Genomic DNA, 23,941 nt, shown 5'->3' with positions numbered 1-23,941 from the left:
GCGCAGAAAATCGGTGCTCATTCGTAGCGCAGCGCTTCGGCGGGTTCCAGGCTGGCAGCCTGGCGCGCCGGATAGATGGTGGCGAAGAAGCACAGCAGCATCGAGCTTGCGCCAATGGCCAGCATGTCGGGCCATTGCAGCAGCACCGGCAGGTGGTCCAGCGAATAGACGCCGTGCGGCAGCTTGATGAACTGATAGCGCTTCAGAAGTTCCGCCACGCCCAGCCCCAGCGCGTAGCCGAGGCAGGTGCCGATGGCCCCGATGACCGTGCCCTGCAGCATGAAGATGCGCCGGATCATGCCCCGCGTGGCCCCCATGGACATGAGTATGGCGATGTCGCGCGTCTTTTCCATGACCAGCATGACCAGCGTGGTGATGATCGAAAACGAGCCCACCAGCACGATGAGCACCAGAATCACCGCCATGGCCGTCTTTTCCAGCTTCAGCGCGGCGAACAGGTTGGCGTTCATCTCCATCCAGTGGCGGGTGTACAGCGGGTAACCGCCCACGGCGCGGGTAACCCGTTCGGCCACCTCGTCCGCCTTGTACACGTCGGTGACGGCAAGCTCCACGCCCGAGACGGCGCCGTCCGGCAGGCCCAGCACGTCGCGCGCGGCATCAAGCGACACGAATCCCAGCGAAGAATCGTATTCGAACATGCCGGTGGAGAACACGCCCACCACCATAAAGGGGCGAATGCGCGGGGCGAACCCGGCGGATGTCTTCTGCCCGGCGGGCGACAGCAGGTTCACCCGGCTGCCCACCACCACGCCCAGGCGCTGGGCCAGTTCGTCGCCGATGATCACGCCGGGCGGGCCGGAGGGAGCGCCAGCGCCCCCTGTGGGAGACGCGCCCTCCGCGCCTGCACGCGGCGCAAGGTCGGCCACGTTGCCCTTGGTCATGTTGGAAAGGATGCCCAGCACGGAAGGAGCGGTCTGCGGATCTATGCCGCGCAGCACCAGCCCCTTCACCCCGTGGGGGGTGGAAAGCATGACTTCGGAATAGATGAACGGCGTCGCGCCGCGCACCCCGTCCACCTGCCGGATCTTCTCGATGAGATGCGGCGCGTCGGAAAGACCGGTGCGGTCGGCGGACATGACGATGCCGTGGGCGTTGGCGCCCAGGATCTTGTCGCGCAGGTCGGTGGTGAAGCCGTTCATGACGCCCAGCACCACGATCAGCGACGCCACCCCCAGCGCCACCCCCAGAATGGAGGTGACGGAAATGACGGATATGAAGGTCTGCCTGCGCCGTGCGAACAGGTAGCGCAAGGCCACGAACAGTTCGAAGCTCATGCGGCGGGGCCTAGCTTTCCGGCTTCAGCAGCGGGAACAGGATGACCTCGCGGATGGAGGGCGAGTCGGTCAGCAGCATGACCAGCCGGTCGATGCCCACCCCCTGTCCTGCCGCGGGCGGCATGCCGTACTCCAGGGCACGCAGGTAGTCCTCGTCCATGAAGTGCGCCTCGGCGTCGCCCGCTTCCTTTTCGGCAACCTGGTCCATGAAGCGCATGCGCTGGTCCACGGGGTCGTTCAGTTCGGAGAAGGCGTTGCCCAGTTCGCGCCCGGTGATGAACAGTTCGAAGCGGTCCGTAACGTCGGGCCGCTCGTTGTTGCGGCGCGACAGCGGCGAGATGTCGGTGGGGTAATGATAGATGAAGGTGGGCTGGATCAGCTTGCCTTCCACGTCCAGGTCGAACAGCTTGGCCTGCAGCTTGGCCATCTTCTCGCCGTCCACCACCTTTTCGCCGCGTTCACGGATATACTTTCGCACCGCGTCATAATCGTTGTAGAATTCCGGCTTGTGCCCGCCGATCTTCTCCAGCGAATCATGGAACGAAAGACGCGTCCAGCGGCCCGGCGTAAGGTCCACTTCCTGGCCCTGATAGGTCACCACGTACGAACCGCACACCTTCTCCGCCACATGGGCGAACAGCTGTTCGGTCAGGTCCATGAGGTCCTCGAAGGTGGCGTACGCCCAGTAGAATTCACACATGGTGAATTCCGGGTTGTGCCGGGTCGAGATGCCTTCGTTGCGGAAGTTGCGGTTGATCTCGAACACCTTCTCGAACCCGCCCACCAGCAGGCGCTTCAGGTACAGCTCCGGCGCGATGCGCATATACAGCTGCATGTCCAGCGCGTTGTGGTGGGTGATGAACGGCATGGCCGTGGCGCCGCCGGGAATGGGCTGCATCATGGGGGTTTCCACCTCCATGAAGCCCTTTTCCTCCAGGAAGCGGCGGAATTCGCGCACGATCATGGTGCGCTTGCGGAAAATCTCGCGCGTGCGCGGCGTGACGATAAGGTCCACGTAGCGCTGGCGGTAGCGGGTCTCCACGTCCTTCAGGCCGTGGTACTTTTCGGGCAGGGGGCGGATGGACTTGGTGAGCAGGACGCACTGGTCGCACGACAGGGTCAGTTCACCCGTCTTGGTGCGGAACAGCGTGCCGGAAACGCCCACGATGTCGCCGGTATCCAGCTTCTTGAAGTTGCGATACAGGTCTTCGCCCAGCACTTCTCGCGCGGTGTAGCACTGCAGGCGGCCACTCTTATCCATTAGATGGAAGAAGGTCACCTTGCCGAACGAGCGCTGCGAGACGATGCGCCCCGCGCAGGTAAAGCGCGTGTCGACGTTTTCCAGTTCCTCGGCGGTCAAACCTTCGTATTCGGCCGAAATGGCCGCCACGTCGTGCTGTTTCACGAAACCGTTGGGGTACAGGGCAACGCCGTCGTCCAGCAGTTCACAGGATTTGACCACCCGGTTCTTGACGACTTCGTTCAGTTCGTCGCGGGTTTCCAGACTTTCGAGCATGGGCATGAAATACTCCGCCCGCTCGGACTTGGTGGCAAGCTTGATCCGCTTGCGCTTCGACTGTTCCTGACTGCTCAAGGACGTTCTCCGTGGACCTGTTGATTCTGCCGGATGCCGGACTGCTACGGGTATGCCAATTGAGTGCGGCAGTCAAGAAACGCCCAAGGCGCTCGTTCGTCAACAGTTTTCTCGCGCTGCACGTTTTTTTGCTTGACCGTCCTGCCCGTTGCGGGTACTTCACCCTCCGCGCCGGAAAACACCCGGCGCGCCACGTTCCCCGGTGGCTCAATTGGCAGAGCGGGTGACTGTTAATCACTAGGTTGGCGGTTCAAGTCCGTCCCGGGGAGCCAGAGAACAACGCCGTATCAATACGGCTCCATTTGAACGAAAGCCCCTGACGCAACAGCGTCAGGGGCTTTCGGCGTTTTCGCCGGGCACCGGACAGCCCGGCAGTGAACATCCCGCCCTCGGCACGGCGGTGTGCCCCCCCACGGGACGCCCCCTCCGCAGCCCCGCCTCCCCCGCCCGCCAACGTGCCAATCTGCCAATGTACGCTATTAGGCACTACCATTATACGTACAAGGACATCCACGCTCCTTCGATTCGCCCTGCTAGGCCACTGGCCAAAATGAAAACAATTACATCGTAATACTGTTAAATATAAAAATAAAAATTGTCAGCACACAGCGAATGGCTGTGAGAACACACAAAATAGCCGAAAGGCATTGACCCAAATGGTAGTACCATTGTAGCCTTCCAGCATGCATAACGACACCACGGAACCACTCTTCACTCCCGCCGAGGTCGGCAGGGCAGGCCAGGATGTCGCCCTGCAGATAGAGGCGGCCATCATTGAGGGCCGCATCCTGCCCGGCCAGTGCCTGCCCAGCGAACGCGACCTGCACATGCAGTTCCGGACCAGCCGGGGCGTCATCCGTGAAGCCCTGCGCGCCCTTACCCAGAAAGGCCTGCTGGAAATCCGCAAAGGGTCCAGGGGCGGGGCCTACGTCAAGCAGATCGACGTCGCCCAGGTCAGCGAATCCCTCGCCCTGTTCCTGAAGCAGCATCCGTTCGCGCCCGCCAGCCTGATCGAATTTCGCGAAAGCATCGACCGCAGCATCACCACCCTGGCCATCGCCCGGGCCACGCCGCGGGAACGGGAAGCCCTGGTGGCCCAGGCCGACCGGCTGGCCGCCGAGCTGCGTGCGAACCGGCCCGACCTTGACGCCGTGGGCGAGATCGACCGCCAGTTGAACCTGATGCTGGCGCACATGGCCCGCAACCCCATCTTCGAATGGGTAATGGCCGCGTTGCAGGCCGGTTTCAGCTCACACGACTACCGGTTGTACGAGTCGCCCGAATACCGGGAGGCCACAGCCGCCAACTGGTGCGACACGGCCCGGGCCATTGCGGCCAACGAACCCATGCAGGCGCTGGCCTGCATCAGCCGCCACTACCTGCTGCTGGGCCGCTGCGTGCACGAGAACGCCGTGCCGCCCGCCCCGGACCACGCCCGCCCCGGCATCGGACAACCGGTCTCCTAGCCACCGCACCGACCGGACCAGATCAAGCCGCAGTTGCGGCAACGGCGGCCGGAATCGGCCTTCGGGACCATTTCCGGCCCGGGGTTTCCGTTCGCCGACACGGGGAGCACGCCCGCCATGCGCACGCATGCATCATTGCGTGCATCCGGAACAACCGGCGAAGCCCGCACGGCCAGTGCGCGGAAAAACCGTTCGAAAACAGCCCGTTGTGGCCCGGCTCCCCACCTTCCTCATTCACGAATCCTCGATTCAAGCCACGCACAAGGGGGTTTCATGCCCACGCAATACGATTTTCTCATCATCGGCGGCGGCTCGGCAGGCAGCGTCCTGGCCAACCGCCTGAGCGCCAACCCCGGGCACAAGGTTCTGGTGCTGGAAGCGGGCCGCCCCGACTACACCCTGGACTTTCGCATCCACATGCCCGCAGCCCTCACCTATCCGCTGGCCGGGCGCTTCTACAACTGGTGGTACGAATCAGAGCCGGAACCCTGCATGCACAACCGCCGCATCTACCAGCCCCGGGGCAAGGTGCTGGGCGGCTCCAGCTGCATCAACGGCATGATCCACATCCGCGGCAACGCCATGGACTACGAGAAGTGGGCCAACGACGACCCCGGCCTGTCCGGTTGGGACTACGCCCACTGCCTGCCCTATTTCCGCCGCTTCGAATACCGGCTCAATGGGGCGGACGAATATCAGGGGCCCGCAGGGCCGCTCTATCTGACCACGCCGGACTGCGCCAACCCGCTCTTTGACGCCTTCTTCAAGGCCGTGCAGGAAGCCGGGCACCCCCTGACCGACGACGTGAACGGATACCGGCAGGAAGGCTTTGGCCGCTTCGACCGCACCACCTACCGGGGGCGACGCTGGAACGCGGCGCGGGCCTACGTGCACCCGGTGAAGAACCGCCGCAACCTGCGTATCGTCACCCGCGCGCAGGCCACGCGCATCCTTTTCGACGGCACGCGGGCCGTGGGCGTGGAATATGCCGTCTGGCGGCCCTTCGGCAGAAAGCCGGTTCTCAGGCGCGCCTACGCCAGCGAGGTCGTCTGCTGCGGCGGGGCCATCAATTCCCCGCAGCTTCTGCAACTTTCCGGCGTGGGGCGGGCCGACGACCTGCGGGCGCTGGGCCTTGGGGTCACGACCGACCTGCCCGGCGTGGGCGAGAACCTGCAGGATCATCTGGAAGTCTACGTCCAGTACCAGTGCAAGGAACCGGTCAGCCTGTTCCCCGCGCTCCAGTGGTGGAACCAGCCCATGATCGGGCTCGACTGGCTTTTCCGGGGCAAGGGCGCGGGCGCCAGCAACCACTTCGAGGCGGGCGGTTTCATCCGTGGCAACGACAGGGTCGCCTACCCCAACCTGCAATACCATTTCCTGCCCATCGCCATCCGCTACGACGGCTCCGTCGCCAACCAGTCCCACGGCTATCAGGTTCACGTGGGGCCCATGAACACCGACGTGCGCGGCCACGTGCGGCTCAAGTCGGCAGACCCCCTGGCCCACCCGGCCATACAGTTCAACTACCTTTCCACGGAACAGGAACGGCGCGAGTGGGTGGAGGCCATCCGCTGCACGCGCAGGATCATGACCCAGCCCGCCTTCGACCGCTTTCGCGGGGCGGAGATCGCCCCCGGCCCCGGCGTGGAGAGCGACGAGGAGATTCTGGACTTCGTGGCGCGCGAGGGCGAAAGCGCCTACCACCCCAGTTGCACCTGCAAGATGGGCACGGACCCCATGGCCGTGGTCGATCCGGAGCTGCGGGTGCACGGCCTGACGGGCCTGCGCGTGGTGGACGCCTCGGTCATGCCCGCCATCACCAACGGCAACATCTACGCACCTGTCATGATGATCGCGGAAAAGGCCGCTGACCTGATCCTGGGCAACACCCCCCTGGCGCCATCCGACGCCCCCTTCCACCGGCACGCCGCCACCGGCGCGGCAAGCTCGTAAGGAGTAACGCATGCGCATGCCGAAGAACTGCATCAACGGCGTCTGGCAGGATGCCAGGACCGGCGCCGTGCGGGAGATCATCAATCCCTTCGACCAGTCCGTGGTGGCCGTGGCCGCCGAAAGCGACCGCGAGGACGCCCGCGACGCCATTGCCGCGGCCCGTCGGGCCTTCGACCACGGCCCGTGGCCGCATACCCCCGGCCCCGAACGCGGGGCCAGGCTGCTGGAACTGGCCCGCCTGGTCCGCGACAAGACCCCGGAACTGGCCGAACTGGAAACGCTGGATACGGGCAAGACCCTGGAGGAAAGCCGCTGGGACATGGCCGACATCGCCGACATCTTCACCTACTTCGGCGGTCTGGCCTTTACCGGCGGCGAAGGGGAGGTCATCGCGTCGCCCAAGCCCGACAGCACCAGCCTGGTGGTGCGCGAGCCCATCGGCGTCTGCGCCCAGATATCGCCCTGGAACTATCCCCTGCTCCAGGCGTCGTGGAAGATGGCCCCGGCCCTGGCGGCGGGCTGCACCCTGGTGATGAAGCCCAGCGAAATCACCCCCCTGACCACCGCCCGCATCGTCGAACTGGCCCACGAGGCCGGTTTTCCGGAGGGCGTGGTCAACCTGGTCCTCGGGCCCGGTCCCGAGGTGGGGGCCGAAATGGCCGAGAGTCGGGACGTGGACTTCGTGTCCTTCACCGGCGGCATCGTCACCGGCAAATCCATCATCCGGGCGGCGGCGGACAACGTGAAGAAGGTCGCCCTGGAACTGGGCGGCAAGAACCCGAACATCGTCTTCGCCGACGCCGACTTCGACGTGGCCGTGGATTACGCCCTCAACGCCGTGTTCTTCCACGCCGGGCAGATATGCTCCGCAGGGGCGCGGCTGATGGTGGAGGCCCCCATCCATGACCGTTTCGTGCAGGCCCTGGCCGCGCGCATGCGGCGCATCAGGCTCGGCAACGGCATGGCCCCCGGCACCCAGATGGGGCCGCTGATCTCCGCCGTGCACCGGGACAAGGTGGAGCGCCACGTGGCCATGGCGCAGCAGGAAGGCGCCCGGCTGGTGCTGGGCGGCGGGCGGCCCGCCGATCCCGCGCTGGGCAAGGGTTTTTTCTACGAACCCACCCTGTTCACCGACTGCGAACACACCATGCGCATCGTGCAGGAGGAAGTCTTCGGCCCGGTGATCACCGTGGAGCGCTTCGAGACCGAGGCCGAGGCCGTGGACAGGGCAAACGGCACCATCTACGGGCTTTCCGCCGGATTCTGGACCCGCGACCCGGACCGCATCCACCGCGTTTCCCGCGCCCTGCGTTTTGGCACGGTGTGGGTCAACGACTTCAACGTCTATTTCACCCAGGCGCCCTGGGGCGGCTACAAGCAGAGCGGCATGGGCCGCGAACTGGGCCGGCTGGGGCTTGAGGAATACACCGAGGTCAAACACATCTACCAGAACCACGCTCCCTCGGTCGTACACTGGTTCGGCGTCTGATGCCGCCTTCCCGGCCCGCCGGGGCCGCCCGCAACCCGTAACCAAGGAGCGATCCATGCGTAAGGTTCTTCTGCTGTGCGTGCTCGCCGCGTCACTTGTCCTTGGCGGCGCGCAGCTTGCCGACGCCAGGCCCGCCGTCCGCTTCGCCAGCGTCAGCTGGACCGGCGTCACCGTAAAGACCCAGCTTGCGGTGAAAATCCTGCAGGTGCTCGGGTACGAGGCCAGCGACACCATGCTTGCCCTGCCCGTGGTCTACAAGGCCCTGGACATGGGCGAAATGGATGCCTTTCTGGGCAACTGGATGCCCACCATGACCACCGTGGCCCAGCCGCTCTTCGACAAGGGCAGCGTCATCCAGCTCGTGGCCAACATGCCCGGCGCGCAGTACACCCTGGCCGCACCCTCCTACGTGGTGGACGGCGGGCTCCGGGACTTCGCCGACATCGCCAGGTTCGGCGACCGGCTGGACTGGAAGATTTACGGCATCGAGGAAGGCAACGACGGCAACGAGGTGATCCTGGACATGATCAGGAAGAACATGTTCGGCCTCGGCAAGTTCCAACTGGTGCCGTCCAGCGAGGCGGGCATGCTCCTGCAGGTGCAGGACTTCGCGAAGCGCGGGAAGTGGGTCGTCTTTCTGGGCTGGACCCCGCACTACATGAACGAACTCATCGACATGAAGTACCTTACCGGCAGCACGGCCGAAACCTTTGGCGCAAGCGACGGCATGGCCACCATCTACACCAACGTGCGCAAGGGATTTCCCGAAGCCCGGCCCAACGTGACGAAGTTCCTGAAGAACCTGATCTTTCCCATCGACATGATGAATCAGATCATGGCGGCCATGCATGCCGACAAGCAGCTGACCCACCTGGACGCGGGCATGGCGTGGCTCCGACAGCATCCGGAACGGGTGCGGGCATGGCTTGACGGCGTGACCACCGCCGACGGCAAGCCCGCCCTGCCGGTCTTCACCGCCTGGATGGAACAACACCGCTAGGCACCCCCTGGCGCAGACGATGGGGCCGGGTGGAGCCGGGTGGAGCCGGGTGTGAAACAGGACGCCCTGTGCGGCCGTCAGTAGAGACGCCCCCCACGACCCTCAGGGGAGACGCCCCGCGCGGCAACAGCGCGCCGGGCAGGGAGGCAGTGCCCGCCATGCGACGGTCAGCAAGCAGGGGCGCACGGCCATGGCCGTGCGCCCCCTTGCGATGTCCGTGAACCCGAAGCCGTTGTCCGGATGGCGTGCCCGGCGTGTACCGGACGCAGGAAAGCCACCTAGCCGTGCTTGCGGAACGGGTTGGGCCACAGGCGGTTCACCCGGGTGGCGTAAAGGTCCCATTCCTCGCCGAAGCGGGCGGCCAGAAACGATTCCTCCACCCCCACCGTCTCGCGGAACAGCGCCCAGGCCACCACCGGCCCGGCCAGCATGGGCCACGAGGCGAAGCACAGCGCGATGCCCGGCAGAATGCCCAGAATCCATGCCGCGTAGATGGGGTTGCGGGTTATCCGGTACGGGCCGCTGGTGACCAGACGCCCCCGCTGCCGGCCCGGCTTCAGTTCCGCCCAGGCGCGGCGCACGGCCAGCGTGCCCAGCAGCAGGGCACACAGTCCCATGAGCACCCAGGCCCAATGGGGCAGCATCTCCATGCCGAAAGGCCCCGGCAGGGCCAGGGTAAGCCCCGCCCCGCCAAGCTGCGCCAGCAAGGCGGGCACCACGATGCGCGGTCCCGCGCCCCACAGCGAAAACTCTTCCGGCACCACGCCCCCGGCGCGTTCGTCCTCGTGCGACGGCACCACGTGGGGAATGACCGGACCATCGCCGCCCGCGCCGGGCTCGCCGGAATTCCCGTTCTCGTCGGTGTGCCCGGCCTCGTCATGCGGCAGACGGAAGGAACCCGGCTGCCGGTCGTCCGCCTCGTCGGTGCGCAGCAGCGCGGAGTACTCGTGCGCGATGTCCAGATGATCGTGCTTCATGGCGCAACCTCCATGCCGAAGGGTTTTCCACGCCTGCATCATACCCGAATCGCCAGCCATGAGGGAAGCCCCCTTCCTTCCCGGCGCCCCCCAGCAACCGGTGCGATTCCCCCATCGCCCCCTTCCTCCCTTGTCGCCACCGTCACCGTCGGGCTTGCCCCCAGGTATTCCTGATGCCCCAAGTATTCCTGATGCCCCTGATACCCTGATACCCTGATGCCCCAAATCCCCGAATGTCACCGACGCGCAAAGACACAGCCAGCATCATGCAGACAATCATGCCGGACGGATGCATGCGGCACACCCCATTCCGGATTGCGGCATGCGCAGAAAACGCGACCAGATTTTCTTGACTGTCCACAACGCATGCATAGTATCAAAAGTTACACCTTCAAACCTTCAATTGGAGTCCACATGACGCACGACACCGGTCACGACCTGCGATCCTCTTACGCACGGCCTGCGACCCCTGCCGATCGCCTGCTCGACCCCTTCCTGTCCTTCATGCGCATGGAGGCAGCCAGCGGCATCCTGCTGCTGGCCTGCACCGTACTTGCGCTGTGCGCGGCCAATTCGCCCCTGGCCCCTGCCTGGCATGCCTTCTGGCAACACCCCTTCGCCATGGGGCCGGAAGGCTTCGAACTGCGCAAGGCGCTGATCCTCTGGGTGAACGACGGCCTTATGGCCATCTTCTTCTTTCTGGTGGGCCTGGAAATCAAGCGCGAGATGCTGGCCGGAGAACTGGCCAGCCCCGCCCAGGCGCTGCCGCCAGTGCTGGCCGCTGCGGGCGGCATGGCGGCCCCGGCCCTGGTCTACCTGGCCTTCAACATGGGCCATCCTTCCGGCATTGCGCAGGGCTGGGCCGTGCCCATGGCCACCGACATCGCCTTTGCCCTCGGCGTGCTTTCGCTGGCCGGGGACAGGGTGCCCCTTTCGGTCAAGGTGTTCCTGACCGCCCTGGCCATTGCCGACGACATCGGCGCGGTGCTGGCCATCGCCCTGTTCTACACGGCGGACATTTCGCTGGTGGCGCTGGGCATCGGCTTTGCCGCGCTGGCCGTGGCCGCGCTGGGCAACTGGCTGGGGGTGGTGCGCACCCTGTTCTACGTGCTGGCGGGCGCCGTGACCTGGGTGGCCTTCCTGAAATCCGGCGTGCATGCCACGGTGGCGGGCGTGCTGCTGGCCTTCTGCATACCCGCTCGCGCACGGGCCACCCCCGGCGATCTCGTGAACGCCGGGCGCCACCTGCTGGACACCCTGGAAAACGGGGCATCCGACGCCCACCTGCTGGCCGATGCCCACCGCCATGCCGCCGTCGAGGCCATGGAAACCGCCGCCCGCCACGCTTCCACCCCCCTGCGCAGGCTGGAGCATGCGTTGGCCCCGTGGGTAGCCTGGGGCATCATGCCGGTGTTCGCCCTGGCCAATGCCGGGGTGTCCATCAGCCCCGACCTGCTGGGTGGCCTTGGCAACCCGGTAACCCTTGGGGTGGCGGCGGGCCTGTTCTTCGGCAAGCAGCTTGGGGTGCTGGCCGCCGTGTGGCTGCCGGTGAAGCTGGGGCTGGCCCGGCTGCCCCGCGGCATGACCTGGCGACACGTGTACGGCGTGGCCCTGCTGGCAGGCATCGGGTTCACCATGGCCCTGTTCGTGGCGCAACTGGCCTACGCCGATGCGCTCACGCTGGACTACGCCAAGGTGGGCATTCTCTCCGCCTCTCTGGTGGCCGGGGTGTGCGGCTGGCTGGTGCTGCGCACCGCCCCGCAGCAGCCTGACCAGACGGAGGCCCGCATCCCCTGACGGCGCGCGCGGGGGCCTCACCAGCGTGAAAACCTGCCCCACGCGCTTGACAAAGAAGCCGCTTCACCATACACACCTTCTTCGCCGCAACGACGGCCACGTTCCCCGGTGGCTCAATCGGCAGAGCGGGTGACTGTTAATCACTAGGTTGGCGGTTCAAGTCCGTCCCGGGGAGCCAGAATGCAAAAGGCGCATGATTCAGGTCATGCGCCTTTTTTGCATCCACATGCGGGCAGCGCCCCCTCTTCCCCCCTATTCTTCGGCCACCGCCCCTCTCGCCCCCTGCTTCCGCATTTTTCCGGGGGCGATCCCCCATGACAAGGGCACCGTATCCCCGTGAAAAACAATTTCTTCGGCATCCGCATTGGCATGTCATGCCAATGCGCACGAGCGATTACGCACAACACCGGTTGATAGACACCACTCCAAGACTGATGCTAGATACAAGACCTCTCATTACAGAACACACTCACCTATCGAACAGGGAGAGGACACAGATGGTCTCGCAGAGCATCCGTACGACCATGCTCATCATCATTGCCAGTGTTGTATTGCTGATACAATCGGCGCTGGTCGTGGTGGTGGCGAAAACCGGCTACGATGACGGGCTGGCGGAAAAGAAGCGCGAAATGCGCCTGATGGCCGAAACCATTTCCAAATCCGTGTCCGATTTCGGTCTGCGCCAGGTGGACATGATGCGCGGGGTCTCGAAGGCGCCGGTGCTGCGCCAGTTCCTGCAGGGCGACGCCTCGCTCGAAGGGGCTGCGGCGGAAGTCGTCACGGCCATGTCCCAGGCGGCGCCCGGCGTGAACACCTACTATCTGTTCAACGCGCAGGGCAGCCAGGTCATCCTGCGGGCCCAGGGCAAGCCGGGCAAGCCCAACCATCTGGCCGACCGCGAATACATCAAGGCCGCGCTGTCCGGCAAGGAAGGCTACAGTTCGTCCCCCACCAAAAGCCTGGCCACCGGCAAGCTCATCGTCAGCGTCACCGCCCCCATCTTCGACGAGTCGGGCCGGGTGCTGGGCGGCGTGGGCATGTCCTACGCCATCGACGGGCTGGTGGAAAACTACATCGACTCCGTGAAGATTGGCGACACCGGTCGCCCCTTCTTCCTTTCGCCCAAGGGCATCGTCATCGGCCACCCCGATGACGCCATGATCCTCAAGGACATTGCCGGCACCCCCGGCATTGCCGAAATGATCGCCGCGCCCGACGGCCAGAACAGCATCATGCGCGACGGGCGCGAAGTGATGCAGACCTGGACCCGCGTGCCCAACTGGAACTGGATCCTGGGCATTTCCATGGACATGGAAGAAATCGCCGCCCCCGCAGTGGCCCAGCGCAACTACATGATCGCCATGGGCATCGCCGCCATCGTGGCGCTCATCGGCGTCAGCCTGTTCGCCCTCGACCGCATCGCCGTGCGCCCCATCAAGAAGCTGGAAGGCTATGCCTCCACCGTGGCGGCGGGCAACCTGGACGACACCCTGGACCTTGCTCAGCGCAACGAAATCGGCAAGCTGGCCGACAGCCTGCGCACCATGGTGGGCAGCCTGAAAGGCAAGATAGCCGAGGCCGATGAAAAGACCCGCATGGCCAACGAGGAATCTGCCCGCGCCGCCAAGGCGGGACGCGAGGCGGAAGAAGCCCGCGCCGCTGCCGTGCGCGCCCGTGCCGAAGGCATGCTGCAAGCCGCGGCCAAACTGGAGAGCGTGGTGGAAATCGTCACCTCCGCCTCCGAGGAACTGTCCGCCCAGGTTGAACAGTCCAGCAAGGGCGCGGAAAACCAGAGCGCCCGCGTGGGCGAGACGGCCACCGCCATGGAAGAAATGAACGCCACGGTGCTGGAAGTGGCGCGCAACGCCTCGCAGGCCGCCGAATCCGCCGAAAACGCCAAGGGCAGGGCCGAGAACGGCGCCACCCTGGTCACCGACGTGGTGCGCAGCATCGCCGAGGCGCAGACCCAGGCGCTGTCCCTCAAGGAGGACATGCAAACCCTGGGATCGCAGGCCGAGGGCATTGGCCAGGTCATGAACGTGATCACCGACATCGCCGACCAGACCAACCTGCTGGCGCTGAACGCGGCCATCGAGGCGGCCCGCGCCGGGGATGCCGGGCGCGGATTTGCCGTGGTGGCCGACGAGGTGCGCAAGCTGGCCGAAAAGACCATGAACGCCACCCGCGAGGTGGGCGACGCCATCCGCAACATCCAGCACGGCACCCGCCGCAACATCGACAACGTGGAGCAGGCGGTGCAGCTCATCGACAACGCCACCGGCCTCGCCAACAAGTCGGGCGACGCGCTGCAATCCATCGTGCAACTGGTGGAGGTGACCTCGGAACAGGTGCGCTCCATCGCCACGGCGGCGGAACAGCAGTCCGCCACCAGCGAGGAGATCAACCACTCCATCGAGGACATCAGCCGCATTTCGGCGGAAACCTCCGACGCCATGCGCCAGTCGTCCGTGGCCGTCACCGAACTGGCCCGCCAGTCGCAGGAGATGAAGACCGTCATCGACGGCATGAAAAGCGAGGCCACGACCGCGTAGCCAACCGGACACGGTGGTTCCGGGCACGCTGCGCAGGATATGGCATGCGGGGCGGCTGTCCCGCACATGCCGATGCGCATGCCGGTACACCACGGGGCCGGAGCGGCGGTACGCGCCGTTCCGGCCCTTTTCCGTCCGCAGGCCCGGCCTGCCCTGCCGCCGCAGCCGGAGGTCTTCACCACCTCGCCCGCCGTACCCGGCCGAACCCCGCAGCGTTGCACCGCCGCATACCACCTTGCACCGCCTCGGACTGTTGACCAACACGGCCACGGGCCTATACATGGCGGTACGGAGCGCGCACACGCCGCACGGCATAAGCACCCGCTCCGCAACCCGAAGCCCGCAGGAGGCACCATGAAACGCATCATCCCGGCCGCCGTGCTGCTGCTGTGCGCCGCCACGGCCCAGGCCGACGACAAGTTCTCCGCCATGGACAAGGACGGCAACGCCAGCGTGACCTGGGAAGAGTTCTCGGCCGCGTTCCCGCAGATGAAAAAGCCCGCCTTCGACGCCGTGGACACCGACGGCAGCGGGGCCATTACCCACGAGGAATGGGACGCCTTCCGCGCCCACCACGGCCAGGGCGGCATGGGAATGGGCGGCGGCATGGGCCCCAAGGACGGGCAAGGCGCCACCATGCCCAAGGACATGCCCAAGGGCATGGGCGGCATGGGGTCCGCCCCGCTCATCCAGCCCCCCTCCAAGTAGCCGCGCCGCCACGGCACAACCCCACCCCCCTGAATGCGAAACGGGCCGGTACAGTACCGGCCCGTTTGCTTGTCATCGGCAACCCATGGCGTGCATGGCGCGTCTGGCGGAGCCCCGTCCCGGCCCCATCGGCCCGAAAAACAGTCGGGCACTCGCGGCTACGTCGTTTCGCCCGAACCCGGCCCTTCCTCCTGTCCGCTGCCGGATGCGCCAGCAGGCCCGGCGTCAGGCCCGGCGTCAGGTCCGGAACCCGGCCCGGCACGCGGACCTTCGTGCACCGGCACCGCGCCGCGCTGCATCTTGCGCAATTCATGCTCCAACTGGTTCAGGGCATCCATCAGCAGCATGAACACCGGGCGCGTCTCTTCCGCACCGGCGGACCGGGTGCGCAGTTCCATCCGCTCGGCCATCTGGCGCACCCGTTCGGCGCCGATGGCCTCCGCCTCCAGGCGCAGCAGGTGCGACAGGGCGATGAGTTCCACCCGGCTGCCCCGGTCCATGGCCGACCACAGGCTTTCGCGCAGCGTGCCCGACTGGCGCAGGAAACGCAGCGAGGCCTCGTCGCCGCCCACCAGCAGCGTGGCGGCGTTGAACACCGGGGGCTCATCCACCGGCGCGGGCGACGACCGGCGCAGGGTATCCTCCCCGGCGCCGCCCACCATGCCTTCCACGGCGGCCAGCAAGGTCTTCAGTCGTACCGGCTTCAGGGCCACGGATACTCCGCCCGCCGCCTCCAGCGCGGCCTGGTCCACTCCGGCGGGGTCGCCGGTCATGAGCAGCACCGGCACGTCGGAGGGGGTGGGCGCATCGGTCAGGCGGCGCAGGGCGCGCACCACGTCGGCGCCGTCCATGTCGCGCGGGTGTGCGTCAACGACGGCCAGGTCGAAACGCTGCGTGCGGGCCATCTCCAGTGCCTCGTGCCCGGTAACCACAGAGACCGGGTCATGTCCGCCGCGCGCCAGGGCACGGCTGACGGCATGGCGATTCACGTCATCCGATTCCACCAGCAGTATCCTTAGCGGATCGGCGGCCACCAGCCGTGGCGGAGATGTAAGCCGCGCCCCCCCGGCCTCTCGCCAACCATGGTCCGCACGCCCCTCCGCAACGGAGCAGGGGGCGGACGGCATGCCTGGCTGCCCGCAGGGGGTGGACGGCGCGGCGGCATCCCGGGACGGGGCAGGCGAACCTGCGTTGCAGACGCCAAAGGGCAACAGCACGCGAAAGGTGCTGCCCTGCCCCGGCGCGCTGTCCAGCACGATGTGGCCGCCCATCATGTCCGTGAACTTGCGGCAGATGGCAAGGCCAAGGCCGGAACCGCCGTAGCGCCGGGCCGTGGTGGCGTCGGCCTGCCGGAAATTCTCGAAGATCAATTCATGCTTGTCGTCCGGAATGCCGATGCCCGTATCCCGCACCGAAAAGCACAACCATTGCGTGTCGCCGTCCGCAGGCGTCACCGAAGACGCCCCGGGCGCGGGCACGCCCCGTGCGGCGCCGCCACCCATTCCGGACACATCGGACAGATCGGGTACATCGGGCGTATGGGGCGTATGGGGCGTGCCAGGCACATGGGGCGGTTCCGCCCGGCAGACCACGACATGCACCCCGCCCTCATCGGTGAACTTGATGGCGTTGCTGATGAAGTTCACCAGCACCTGACGCAGCCTGCCGGGGTCGCCACGCAGGTGGCGGGGCACGTCGCGGTCGATGTGCAGGGTCAGGGCCAGGCCCTTGCGTTCCGCCGTGTGGCCCATGACGCGCATCACCCCGCGCACCAGCCGCGCCGGGGCGAAGTCGATGCATTCCAGGCGCAGCTTGCCCGCCTCCACCCGCGAAAGATCCAGCAGATCGTTGACGATGCCCAGCAGCGCCTCTGCCGAAACCAGCGCCGCGCGCAGGTTCTCGGCCACGTCGGCAGGCAGGTGTTCTTGCAATGAAAGTTCGGTCAGGCCGATGATGGCGTTGAGCGGGGTGCGTATCTCGTGGCTCATGTTGGCCAGGAATTCGCTCTTGGCCCGGCTGGCTTCCTCCAGTCCGCGCGCCGATTCGGCCAGGGTCTGTTCCGTCCTGCGGCGCTCCAGCGCGGCGCCGATGATCTCGCCCGCCGTCTGCAGAAACTTGAGGTCCACGGATTCCCACACCCTGGGCCTGCGGGTGTCGTCAAAACCGATGAACCCGTACCACCGCCCCTGCGCCACGATGGGCAGCACCAGCAGCGACCGGATGCCCTGCGATTCCAGGACGACCCGCTCCGACTCGGGGAAGGTGGCCACCGGCCCCCGGATCACCCGGCCCGCTTCCAGTTCGTGCCGCCAGCGGGGAATGACGGTGGCGTACGGCACGTCGCGCAACAGCGGGTTGTCGATCTGGGGCGGCACCCCCGGCGCGCACCGTTCGTAGCGCTGCGAACAGCACGGCTTGCCTTGCGCGTCCTGATGATTCTCGAAAATGTACACCCGGCAGGCCCCCGCCGCCTCGCGCAGGCTTTCCAGCACCACGCGCAGCGTGTCGTCGGCGCAGGGGCGCGCCAGCAGGTCGCGGGCGCAGGTGGACAGCACCCGGTCGTACAGCAGGCGCAACTGCATCTCGTTGCGGATGCGCACCCGTTCCGAAATGTCGCGCGCCACCGCCACGATAAGGTCCCCGCGCGCGGAATGCCACGCGCTGGTGCTGAGTTCCACCGGCACCAGCGAACCGTCGCTCCGGCAGTAGCGCGTCTCCTGGTCCAGCAGCGGCGTGCCGCCAAGCACGGTGCGCGAGATTTCCAGGCAGCGGTCGCGGGTCAGGGTGGGGTTGATGTCGCAGGGGCCCATGGTCAGCAACTGCTGGCGCGAAAGCCCCAGCAGGGCGCAGGCCCCGCGGTTGACGTCCACGTGCAGCCCGCTCACCGGATCGATGAGAAAGATGGCCTCGGCGGTGGCGTCCAGCGCGGCGCGGAAGCGGCGCATGGCCTCTTCCGTCTCCTTCATGTCGGTGATGTCCACCGCCAGTTCGTAGCGGGCCAGACGCCCGTCGCCCAGCGGCACCAGCCGGTCGATGCAGCGGAACCAGCGGTTCAGGGCCGGGTTGCGGAACTCCCAGACGTGGGCCTTTTCCGGCTCGTCGCGCAGGCGGCCATTGTTGCAGAAGGGGCAAGGGGTATCGCGGCCCTGCAGGGCCTCGTGGCAGCGGCGGCCCTCGCAGTCGCCCACCAGGCGGCGCAGGGCGGCATTGACGTGCAGGACCTCGTGGGTATCGATGTCGGACACATAGGCGCAGACCAGGCCATCCGCAGCCGGGGCAACCATTTCCACGAAGGGGTCGGCCACGCCGTACAGGGGCCTGCCCGCCCAACAGCCCGACGCCGGACGGGGCAGACGGGGGCCTCCATCGGGGGGGGCGGTGGGGGAGGAGTGAAGCGGCACGCCGCACGGCACGTGGTCGTCGGGGCGCAACCCCAGGGCCTCGCGCAGGCGGCGGTTTTCCTCCTCCAGCAGGCGCAGGCGGTCCTGGGCGGCATCGCCGGACACGGACGCACCGCCCGGCGCGCTGGCGCACACACCGGCACGCGCACCGGCGGCATGCTCCGGTGCATGCTCCGAAGCACGATTCGAGACATGTTCCGAGACATGTTCCGGGGATCGGGGGCGGGGCTGTGCGGCCCCGTCGGCATCATCCTTGCGCATGGCATCCTCACGGGGTTCCCCTGTATCGGGGCCACTCGGCATACTGCGCGAAACCGGGAGCGAAGGCAACCGCCCCAGAGCCCGTCGGCCTCAAACGGCCTCAACCGGTCTCAAACGGCAGCCCGCGCCATCCGGCAGGCATCATCCGCCACGCATCATCCGCATGCTCCCCCATCACACCATCCGTCTTGTCCTTGCCTGCCCCCCTGCCCGCCACTATAGTCCGCGCATGCGACATTCCAGCCACGACCACCGCCGCGCCACGCCCGGCGGTTCCATGCCGCGCCGCGCCGCGCAATCCGGGGCATGCCCCCAGGCGTACACCCCGCAACGCGGGCGCACGCCCCTGCCCCAGCCCGCCTTTCTGCCCACCACCGCGCGCGAGATGCGCGAGCTTGGCTGGGACCGGCTGGACGTGCTGCTCGTTTCCGGCGACGCCTACGTGGACCACCCCACCTTTGCCATGGCCCTGCTGGGCCGCTGGCTGGTGGCGCACGGATTTCGCACCGGCATCGTGGCCCAGCCCCGCTGGGACATTCCGGACGATGTGGCCCGCATGGGCCGCCCCCGCCTGTTCACCGGCATTTCGGCGGGCTCGCTCGACTCCATGCTGGCCCACTACACCGCCTTCCGGAAAAAGCGCCACGACGACGCCTTTACCCCCGGCGGCCGCGCCGGGGCGCGCCCCAACCGGGCGGCCATCGTCTACGCCAACCTGGCGCGCCAGGCCTTTCCCGGCCTGCCCGTGGTGCTGGGCGGCATAGAGGCATCCCTGCGGCGCATCAGCCACTACGATTTCTGGACCGACGCCCTGCGGCGGCCCATCCTCATGGATGCCAAGGCCGACCTGCTGGTGTGGGGCATGGGCGAGCGCGCCCTGCTGGACGCGGCCTGCGCGCTGGACAACGCCATGGAGGCCGTGGGGGCGGACAGTTACGATGCCGCCCTGCTGCCGCCCCTTGCGGAAATTTTCGATGGTATCCCCGGCACGGCCCGCATGGGCCGGGTGACCGAGTGGGGCGTGGCCCCGGCGGACGATGCCGCACATGGGGCTGGGGACGCTCCGGACGACGACGCCCGCAACGATGAGCGCACGGACTTTGATGGTCAGAACGGCAACGACCAGGGCGGCGCGGGTGACGGTGGCCCGAACGCCACCCCCCTCATGCGCCTGCCTTCGCACGCGGCCATCGCGGCGGACCCGACGCTGCTCATGCGCGCCACCCTGCTGCTGGAGCGCCACGTGCACCGGGGCGATGCCCGGGCCATCCAGCCCGTGGACGACACCCCCGCGTCGCGCGCCGTGCTGCTGGCCCCGCCCGCACCGCCCCTGTCGCCGGAAGAGATGGACGCGCTGTACGCCCTGCCCTTTGCCCGACGGGCGCATCCATCCCACCGCGAACCCGTCCCCGCCGAGGAAATGATCCGCACCAGCATCACCACCCACCGGGGCTGCGGCGGCGGCTGCTCGTTCTGTTCGCTGGCCCTGCACCAGGGGCGGCGCATCGCCTCGCGCAGCCGTGATTCCGTACTGGACGAGGCGCGCCGCCTGAACGACATGGAGCGCTTCAACGGTTCGGTCAGCGACGTGGGCGGCCCCAGCGCCAACATGTGGAATGCCCGCTGCACACTGGACCCGGCCCGCTGCCGCCGGGCAAGCTGCATGCACCCGCGCGTGTGCCCCGGCTTTGCCGTGGACCAGTCCGAGGCGGTGGAACTGCTGCGCGCGGTGCGCGCCACCCCCGGCGTGCGCCACGTGCGCCTGGCCAGCGGGGTGCGCTTCGACCTGGCCCTGCGCGACGCGGACGCCCTGCGCGCCTATACCATGGAATTCACCGGCGGCCAGTTGAAGGTGGCCCCGGAACACATCTGCGACAGCGTGCTGGACCTGATGCGCAAGCCCGGCCTTGCCGTGTTCGAGCGCTTCCTGACCGCCTTCGCCGACCATTCCACGGCGGCGGGCAAGGAACAGTACGTGGTGCCCTACCTGCTCAGCGCCTTTCCTGGCTGCACCGACAACGACATGCGCACCCTGTCCCGCTGGCTGGCGGCGCGCGGCTGGTCGCCCCGGCAGGTGCAGTGTTTCATCCCCACCCCCGGCACCGTGGCCACGGCCATGTTCTTCGCGGGCATCGACCCTGCGGGCAACCCCGTGCCCGTGGCCCGCACCGATGCCGCGCGGCTGCGCCAGCACCGCATCCTGATTCCCGACTTCGGCCTGCCGCCGGGCGCGGGAGGCAGACAGACGGACGGACCGGGAGGGAAATCCGGGGGCAGGCCCAACGGGAAATTCAGCGGACAGGAACGACGGGAACCGCGAGAACGGGGGAATGACGCGGGCCGCGACCGACGCGGCCACGGAGAACGATCGGGGGGCAACCCGGGCGGCAGGTCGGGCTGGCCTGACGGTCCGGACAATGACGCACGCAATGCCAACCGGCACGGTGCGCGCAGCGACAAGCTAAATGAGGGGCGAAATGAGGGCCGCAACGCCCCACGCCCCGATTCCCGGCCCGGCTCGCGTCCCGGCTCCGGTCCCGGTTCCCATAATGACAGGCGCGGAAGCAAGGGAGGAGGCGGAAGAACCCGCTGACGCCGACCGGCCTGACGGGATGTCCGGCAGTACACCCCGGACATCGGACCGGGTGCCCCAGACTGCGTCGTGACCGCTGGGCCGCCCCGCATGTGCAGGGCGTCAGCTCACATCGTCATCGGAAGGGAACGGCGGGCCGTCTTCATCGGCAAGGCGGGCAGGCGGTGCCGGACGCTCCGCGCCACCCGGCCTGCTGCCCTCGCGGATGCGGGGACTTCCCTTTCCGCCGCCCGGACGATGATGGCGCAGGGCCTGCAACGCGGCCTCGCGCACCGCATCGCCGCCATGGCGCAACAGGGCGGCCAAGGCCGTGGCGGGCGGGGTATCGCGCCCGCTTTCTTCCCGGCTCAGGGGCAGGGCCAGCACACGGCAGGCGTGTTCCTCCGGCAGGGCACGGCACAGGGCGTTTTCCGCCACCAGCAACGCCTCCAGCGAGCCGGACCGCACGGCACGAGGCGAATGCCTGGCTTGGCCACTCTGCTCCGCCAACGTATCCGCCCCGTCCGGCCAGTTCTTCCCGGCCGGGGCCTCGCCCCCCCTCGTTTCCGGCATCCAGCCGCCGGTATCCGCCACTTCGGGCGAAAGCCCCACCGCCACCGGACCGGCCCAGGCCGTGGGCAGCGCGCCCAGCACCGCCGCCGCCCGCCGCGCATCGCGCACGGCCAGATGGCGCAGCACGGCCACGGTCACGGCCAGCCCCTCCGCCGTCAGCAGACGGGCCAGCGCAACGGCGGGCACCCCCAGCAGCGGGGCAAACGGTTCGGCCTCGTTCCCCCCATCCCCGTCGCCGAAATCGCCCACCGCAACATCTCCGCGTGCGGCAGCCACACCTTTGCCGCCGTCCTCACGGGGCAGACCGGCCGACACCATGCCCGGCGCTTGCGGCGCAGCCGATGGCGCAACCATCGCGCGGCGCGCCTCCGTCTCCAGGCAGGCCCGCACCGTGCGCATGTCGTCCGGCCCCAGGGCCCGCATCAGCAGGCGACGCACCTGGGCCTCGCCTTCCAGCACCAGATCCTCCGCGCCCGCCACGCCCGCGCCGTCTTCGCGCAGCACGGCCTCCACCTGTTCCGCGTACAGCGACCCCTGTCCGCGCCCCAGACCACGCATGACCCGCACGAAACGGGCCGCCGCCTCGGGACGCATGGCCGCCAGCGCCTGCGCGGCGTGCACCTCGCCCATGGCCAGGGTGCGCACCACAAAACGCTGCTCCGGCGACAGCACCTGCCGGAACAGCCGCCGCCGGGCCATGCGCCGCCGCACTTCCGTGCCCAGTTCCGGGTCCAGCAGCGCCAGTACGACATCGCGCCGCTGCGGGGCCAGCCGGGCCGCCACCACCGCCGCCGTCTGCGGGTGCCCCTCCGCCAGGCGCGCGGCAAGTTCCGCGTCGGGCAACACCTGCAGGCGGTCATGGGCCGATTCGGCGGATTCGGTCTGTTCCGGGGCCAGCAGCGCGGTATCGTCGGACAGCAGGTCCGCCAGCGGCAGCAGCATGGACAGGGGCAGCACCAGCATCACCCGTCCCGTCCACGGCTCGGGAGACTGCGGAAACATCGGGGAAGTGGAAGACGCAGAGGTCGCCGCGGTCGCGGAGGTCACCAGGGGCTGGGGTAGGGCCAGTTCACGGGGAAGGGACGAACCCGCAGGCCGCTCCGGTTGCGGAACCACTGCGGGCGACAGCCAGTGCAACGCCACCGTGAACGGCGTGGCCACCAGCGGCTCGCCAAGGGCCGTCCAGTCGGGGCGCAGGACCTCGCGGGCGTGGGCGGGCTGCCCCGGCTCGCCGGGGGGCGCATCGCACCCGGAGGTCTCGATTTCGAAATAGGGCAGGAAGGCCCATTCCAGATCCAGTTGCAACTGCCGGCCAAGGTGCACGCACAGCCCGGACTCCGCATGGCCGGGCAGCCAGCCGTTGCGACTGCCCGAACCCGGCAGCGCAGGAACGGGGGAACCACCGGGCCGGTGGCCTGCCAGGCCATTTGCCCGGCCCTCTGCCTGTCCGTACACCGGATATCCCACCGGATATCCCCCCGGAGAACTCATGACCAAGCGAGGGTCCACGCCCAGCCCCAGCCAGGCAAGCGCATCGCGCAGGGAATGGTCGAACAGCAGCCCGGCCATGCCCTCCAGCGGCACCACGCCAAAGCGGTGCATGGCGGGCCGCGTCAGCAGCCCGGCGCACCCGGCCATGTCGCACAGTTGCGTCTCGTCGGGGGTGACCACGCAGCCCACCCCGCACAGGGTGCCGATGCGCCGGGCGGCGGCATCGGCAAAACGGCACAGGATGCGCCGGAGCAAGGGCAGGCGGCGCAACGTGGGCGGCCTGCCGGGGCGGCGCGGCATGTCTGCGGGTCCGGCAGAATCCAAAGAATTCACGACCCCCAGGACCCCTCCCAGACCCGCAAGGTCATCCATGCACTGGAAGGACGGCCCGGGCGGAGCCACGGCGCCCAATGACCGGGGGGCGCGGCTGCGGCCCCCTCGACCGGGCACCACCACCAGTTCCGGCGGGGTGCCGCCGCCACGCGGGGTGCGGGAACCGCCCGACCGGGGGGCATCATCGGGGAGATCGGGGCCAGCAGGACCGGCAGGATTGCCCGTACTGGCGGGGTTGGCAGGACTGGCGGGGTTGGCAGGACTGGCGGGGCTGGTGCCGTCATCCGGTGCCACGAAGCCGCCCGACAGGCCAGTTGCGCCAGACAGGCCTGCGGGGCCAGACGGACCAGACGGGCGCGGCGCACCGTACGGCGCATCACCGCCGGTTCCGCCAGCACGGCGGGTGCGGCGGAAGGGGAGCACCTTGCGGTGGGGTGGCCTGCGCTCTTTCATGGAACCTCCGGTGAACTTCCGGCGGG

General features: G+C 67.9%; 13 protein-coding genes and 2 tRNA genes. 10 read left to right on the top strand and 5 right to left on the bottom strand.

Translation table 11 applies throughout. The annotated features are described in order from the left end of the window. Positions 1–17: 17 nt before the first annotated feature. Together DESTE_RS15930 and lysS are read right to left on the bottom strand one after the other, a co-directional pair. A complete protein-coding gene (locus tag DESTE_RS15930) occupies positions 18–1,295 on the bottom strand; it encodes a lipoprotein-releasing ABC transporter permease subunit (protein ID WP_035068767.1) in 1,278 nt (425 codons plus the stop codon). A 10-nt stretch (positions 1,296–1,305) separates the two neighbouring features. After that, positions 1,306–2,811: a lysine--tRNA ligase gene (gene lysS, locus DESTE_RS15925; protein WP_035070705.1), complete on the bottom strand. Its 1,506-nt coding sequence runs from the start codon at positions 2,809–2,811 to the stop codon at positions 1,306–1,308. 274 nt (positions 2,812–3,085) lie between these two features. Here lysS and DESTE_RS15920 point away from each other — a divergent pair. The 5 genes from DESTE_RS15920 to DESTE_RS15900 all read left to right on the top strand — a co-directional run bounded on the left by DESTE_RS15920 (position 3,086) and on the right by DESTE_RS15900 (position 8,797). After that, positions 3,086–3,161, top strand: a tRNA-Asn gene (locus DESTE_RS15920). A gap of 411 nt (positions 3,162–3,572) precedes the next feature. Next, positions 3,573–4,355: a FadR/GntR family transcriptional regulator gene (locus DESTE_RS15915; RefSeq protein WP_051384513.1), complete on the top strand. Its 783-nt coding sequence runs from the start codon at positions 3,573–3,575 to the stop codon at positions 4,353–4,355. Between the two features lie 273 nt (positions 4,356–4,628). After that, a complete protein-coding gene (gene betA, locus DESTE_RS15910; protein ID WP_035068765.1) occupies positions 4,629–6,308 on the top strand; it encodes a choline dehydrogenase in 1,680 nt (559 codons plus the stop codon). A gap of 10 nt (positions 6,309–6,318) precedes the next feature. Next, a complete protein-coding gene (locus tag DESTE_RS15905; protein ID WP_035068762.1) occupies positions 6,319–7,797 on the top strand; it encodes an aldehyde dehydrogenase family protein in 1,479 nt (492 codons plus the stop codon). Between the two features lie 55 nt (positions 7,798–7,852). Continuing rightward, on the top strand, positions 7,853–8,797 hold the full coding sequence (locus tag DESTE_RS15900) for an ABC transporter substrate-binding protein (protein ID WP_035068760.1): 945 nt from the start codon (positions 7,853–7,855) through the stop codon (positions 8,795–8,797). Between the two features lie 278 nt (positions 8,798–9,075). Here DESTE_RS15900 and DESTE_RS15895 read toward each other — a convergent pair whose 3' ends face one another. Continuing rightward, on the bottom strand, positions 9,076–9,774 hold the full coding sequence (locus DESTE_RS15895) for a methyltransferase family protein (RefSeq protein ID WP_051384512.1): 699 nt from the start codon (positions 9,772–9,774) through the stop codon (positions 9,076–9,078). A gap of 414 nt (positions 9,775–10,188) precedes the next feature. Between DESTE_RS15895 and nhaA the strand changes: the two genes are divergently transcribed. The 4 genes from nhaA (at position 10,189) to DESTE_RS15875 (ending at position 14,831) form a co-directional block, all read left to right on the top strand. Beyond that, entirely contained in the window at positions 10,189–11,571 is a 1,383-nt protein-coding gene (gene nhaA, locus DESTE_RS15890) for a Na+/H+ antiporter NhaA (RefSeq protein WP_035068757.1), read from the top strand. A gap of 102 nt (positions 11,572–11,673) precedes the next feature. After that, positions 11,674–11,749, top strand: a tRNA-Asn gene (locus DESTE_RS15885). A 319-nt stretch (positions 11,750–12,068) separates the two neighbouring features. Then, positions 12,069–14,123: a methyl-accepting chemotaxis protein gene (locus DESTE_RS15880; RefSeq protein WP_035068755.1), complete on the top strand. Its 2,055-nt coding sequence runs from the start codon at positions 12,069–12,071 to the stop codon at positions 14,121–14,123. Between the two features lie 354 nt (positions 14,124–14,477). Continuing rightward, positions 14,478–14,831, top strand: coding sequence for an EF-hand domain-containing protein (locus tag DESTE_RS15875; protein ID WP_035068752.1), 354 nt, complete (start codon positions 14,478–14,480; stop codon positions 14,829–14,831). Positions 14,832–14,989: 158 nt separating this feature from the next. On the opposite strand, the gene DESTE_RS15870 is transcribed toward DESTE_RS15875, so the two are convergent. After that, complete coding sequence (locus tag DESTE_RS15870) at positions 14,990–18,493, bottom strand: ATP-binding protein (RefSeq protein ID WP_035068749.1); 3,504 nt, start codon at positions 18,491–18,493, stop codon at positions 14,990–14,992. Positions 18,494–18,770: 277 nt separating this feature from the next. On the opposite strand from DESTE_RS15870, the gene DESTE_RS15865 reads away from it, so the two are divergent. Next, entirely contained in the window at positions 18,771–21,086 is a 2,316-nt protein-coding gene (locus tag DESTE_RS15865; RefSeq protein WP_035068746.1) for a YgiQ family radical SAM protein, read from the top strand. Between the two features lie 102 nt (positions 21,087–21,188). Here DESTE_RS15865 and DESTE_RS15860 read toward each other — a convergent pair whose 3' ends face one another. After that, positions 21,189–23,915 (bottom strand): hypothetical protein, encoded by a 2,727-nt coding sequence (locus DESTE_RS15860; protein ID WP_035068743.1) that lies wholly within the window; start codon positions 23,913–23,915, stop codon positions 21,189–21,191. Between the last annotated feature and the right edge of the window lie 26 nt (positions 23,916–23,941).

Origin of the sequence: Nitratidesulfovibrio termitidis HI1, from assembly GCF_000504305.1 — a bacterium.
Taxonomy (GTDB): Bacteria; Desulfobacterota; Desulfovibrionia; order Desulfovibrionales; family Desulfovibrionaceae; genus Cupidesulfovibrio; species Cupidesulfovibrio termitidis.
Note: the sequence above shows the minus strand (reverse complement) of the source record. Positions and strands in the feature narration are given on the sequence as shown.

Excerpts from the sequence above, each read along its gene's own strand:
- DESTE_RS15870 (WP_035068749.1), bottom strand. The coding sequence starts at position 18,493 with ATGCGCAAGGATGATGCCGACGGGGCCGCACAGCCCCGCCCCCGATCC.
- nhaA (WP_035068757.1), top strand. The coding sequence starts at position 10,189 with ATGACGCACGACACCGGTCACGACCTGCGATCCTCTTACGCACGGCCT.
- DESTE_RS15895 (WP_051384512.1), bottom strand. The coding sequence starts at position 9,774 with ATGAAGCACGATCATCTGGACATCGCGCACGAGTACTCCGCGCTGCTG.
- betA (WP_035068765.1), top strand. The coding sequence starts at position 4,629 with ATGCCCACGCAATACGATTTTCTCATCATCGGCGGCGGCTCGGCAGGC.
- DESTE_RS15915 (WP_051384513.1), top strand. The coding sequence starts at position 3,573 with ATGCATAACGACACCACGGAACCACTCTTCACTCCCGCCGAGGTCGGC.
- DESTE_RS15905 (WP_035068762.1), top strand. The coding sequence starts at position 6,319 with ATGCGCATGCCGAAGAACTGCATCAACGGCGTCTGGCAGGATGCCAGG.
- DESTE_RS15865 (WP_035068746.1), top strand. The coding sequence starts at position 18,771 with ATGCCGCGCCGCGCCGCGCAATCCGGGGCATGCCCCCAGGCGTACACC.
- DESTE_RS15875 (WP_035068752.1), top strand. The coding sequence starts at position 14,478 with ATGAAACGCATCATCCCGGCCGCCGTGCTGCTGCTGTGCGCCGCCACG.
- DESTE_RS15880 (WP_035068755.1), top strand. The coding sequence starts at position 12,069 with ATGGTCTCGCAGAGCATCCGTACGACCATGCTCATCATCATTGCCAGT.
- lysS (WP_035070705.1), bottom strand. The coding sequence starts at position 2,811 with ATGCTCGAAAGTCTGGAAACCCGCGACGAACTGAACGAAGTCGTCAAG.
- DESTE_RS15930 (WP_035068767.1), bottom strand. The coding sequence starts at position 1,295 with ATGAGCTTCGAACTGTTCGTGGCCTTGCGCTACCTGTTCGCACGGCGC.
- DESTE_RS15900 (WP_035068760.1), top strand. The coding sequence starts at position 7,853 with ATGCGTAAGGTTCTTCTGCTGTGCGTGCTCGCCGCGTCACTTGTCCTT.
- DESTE_RS15860 (WP_035068743.1), bottom strand. The coding sequence starts at position 23,915 with ATGAAAGAGCGCAGGCCACCCCACCGCAAGGTGCTCCCCTTCCGCCGC.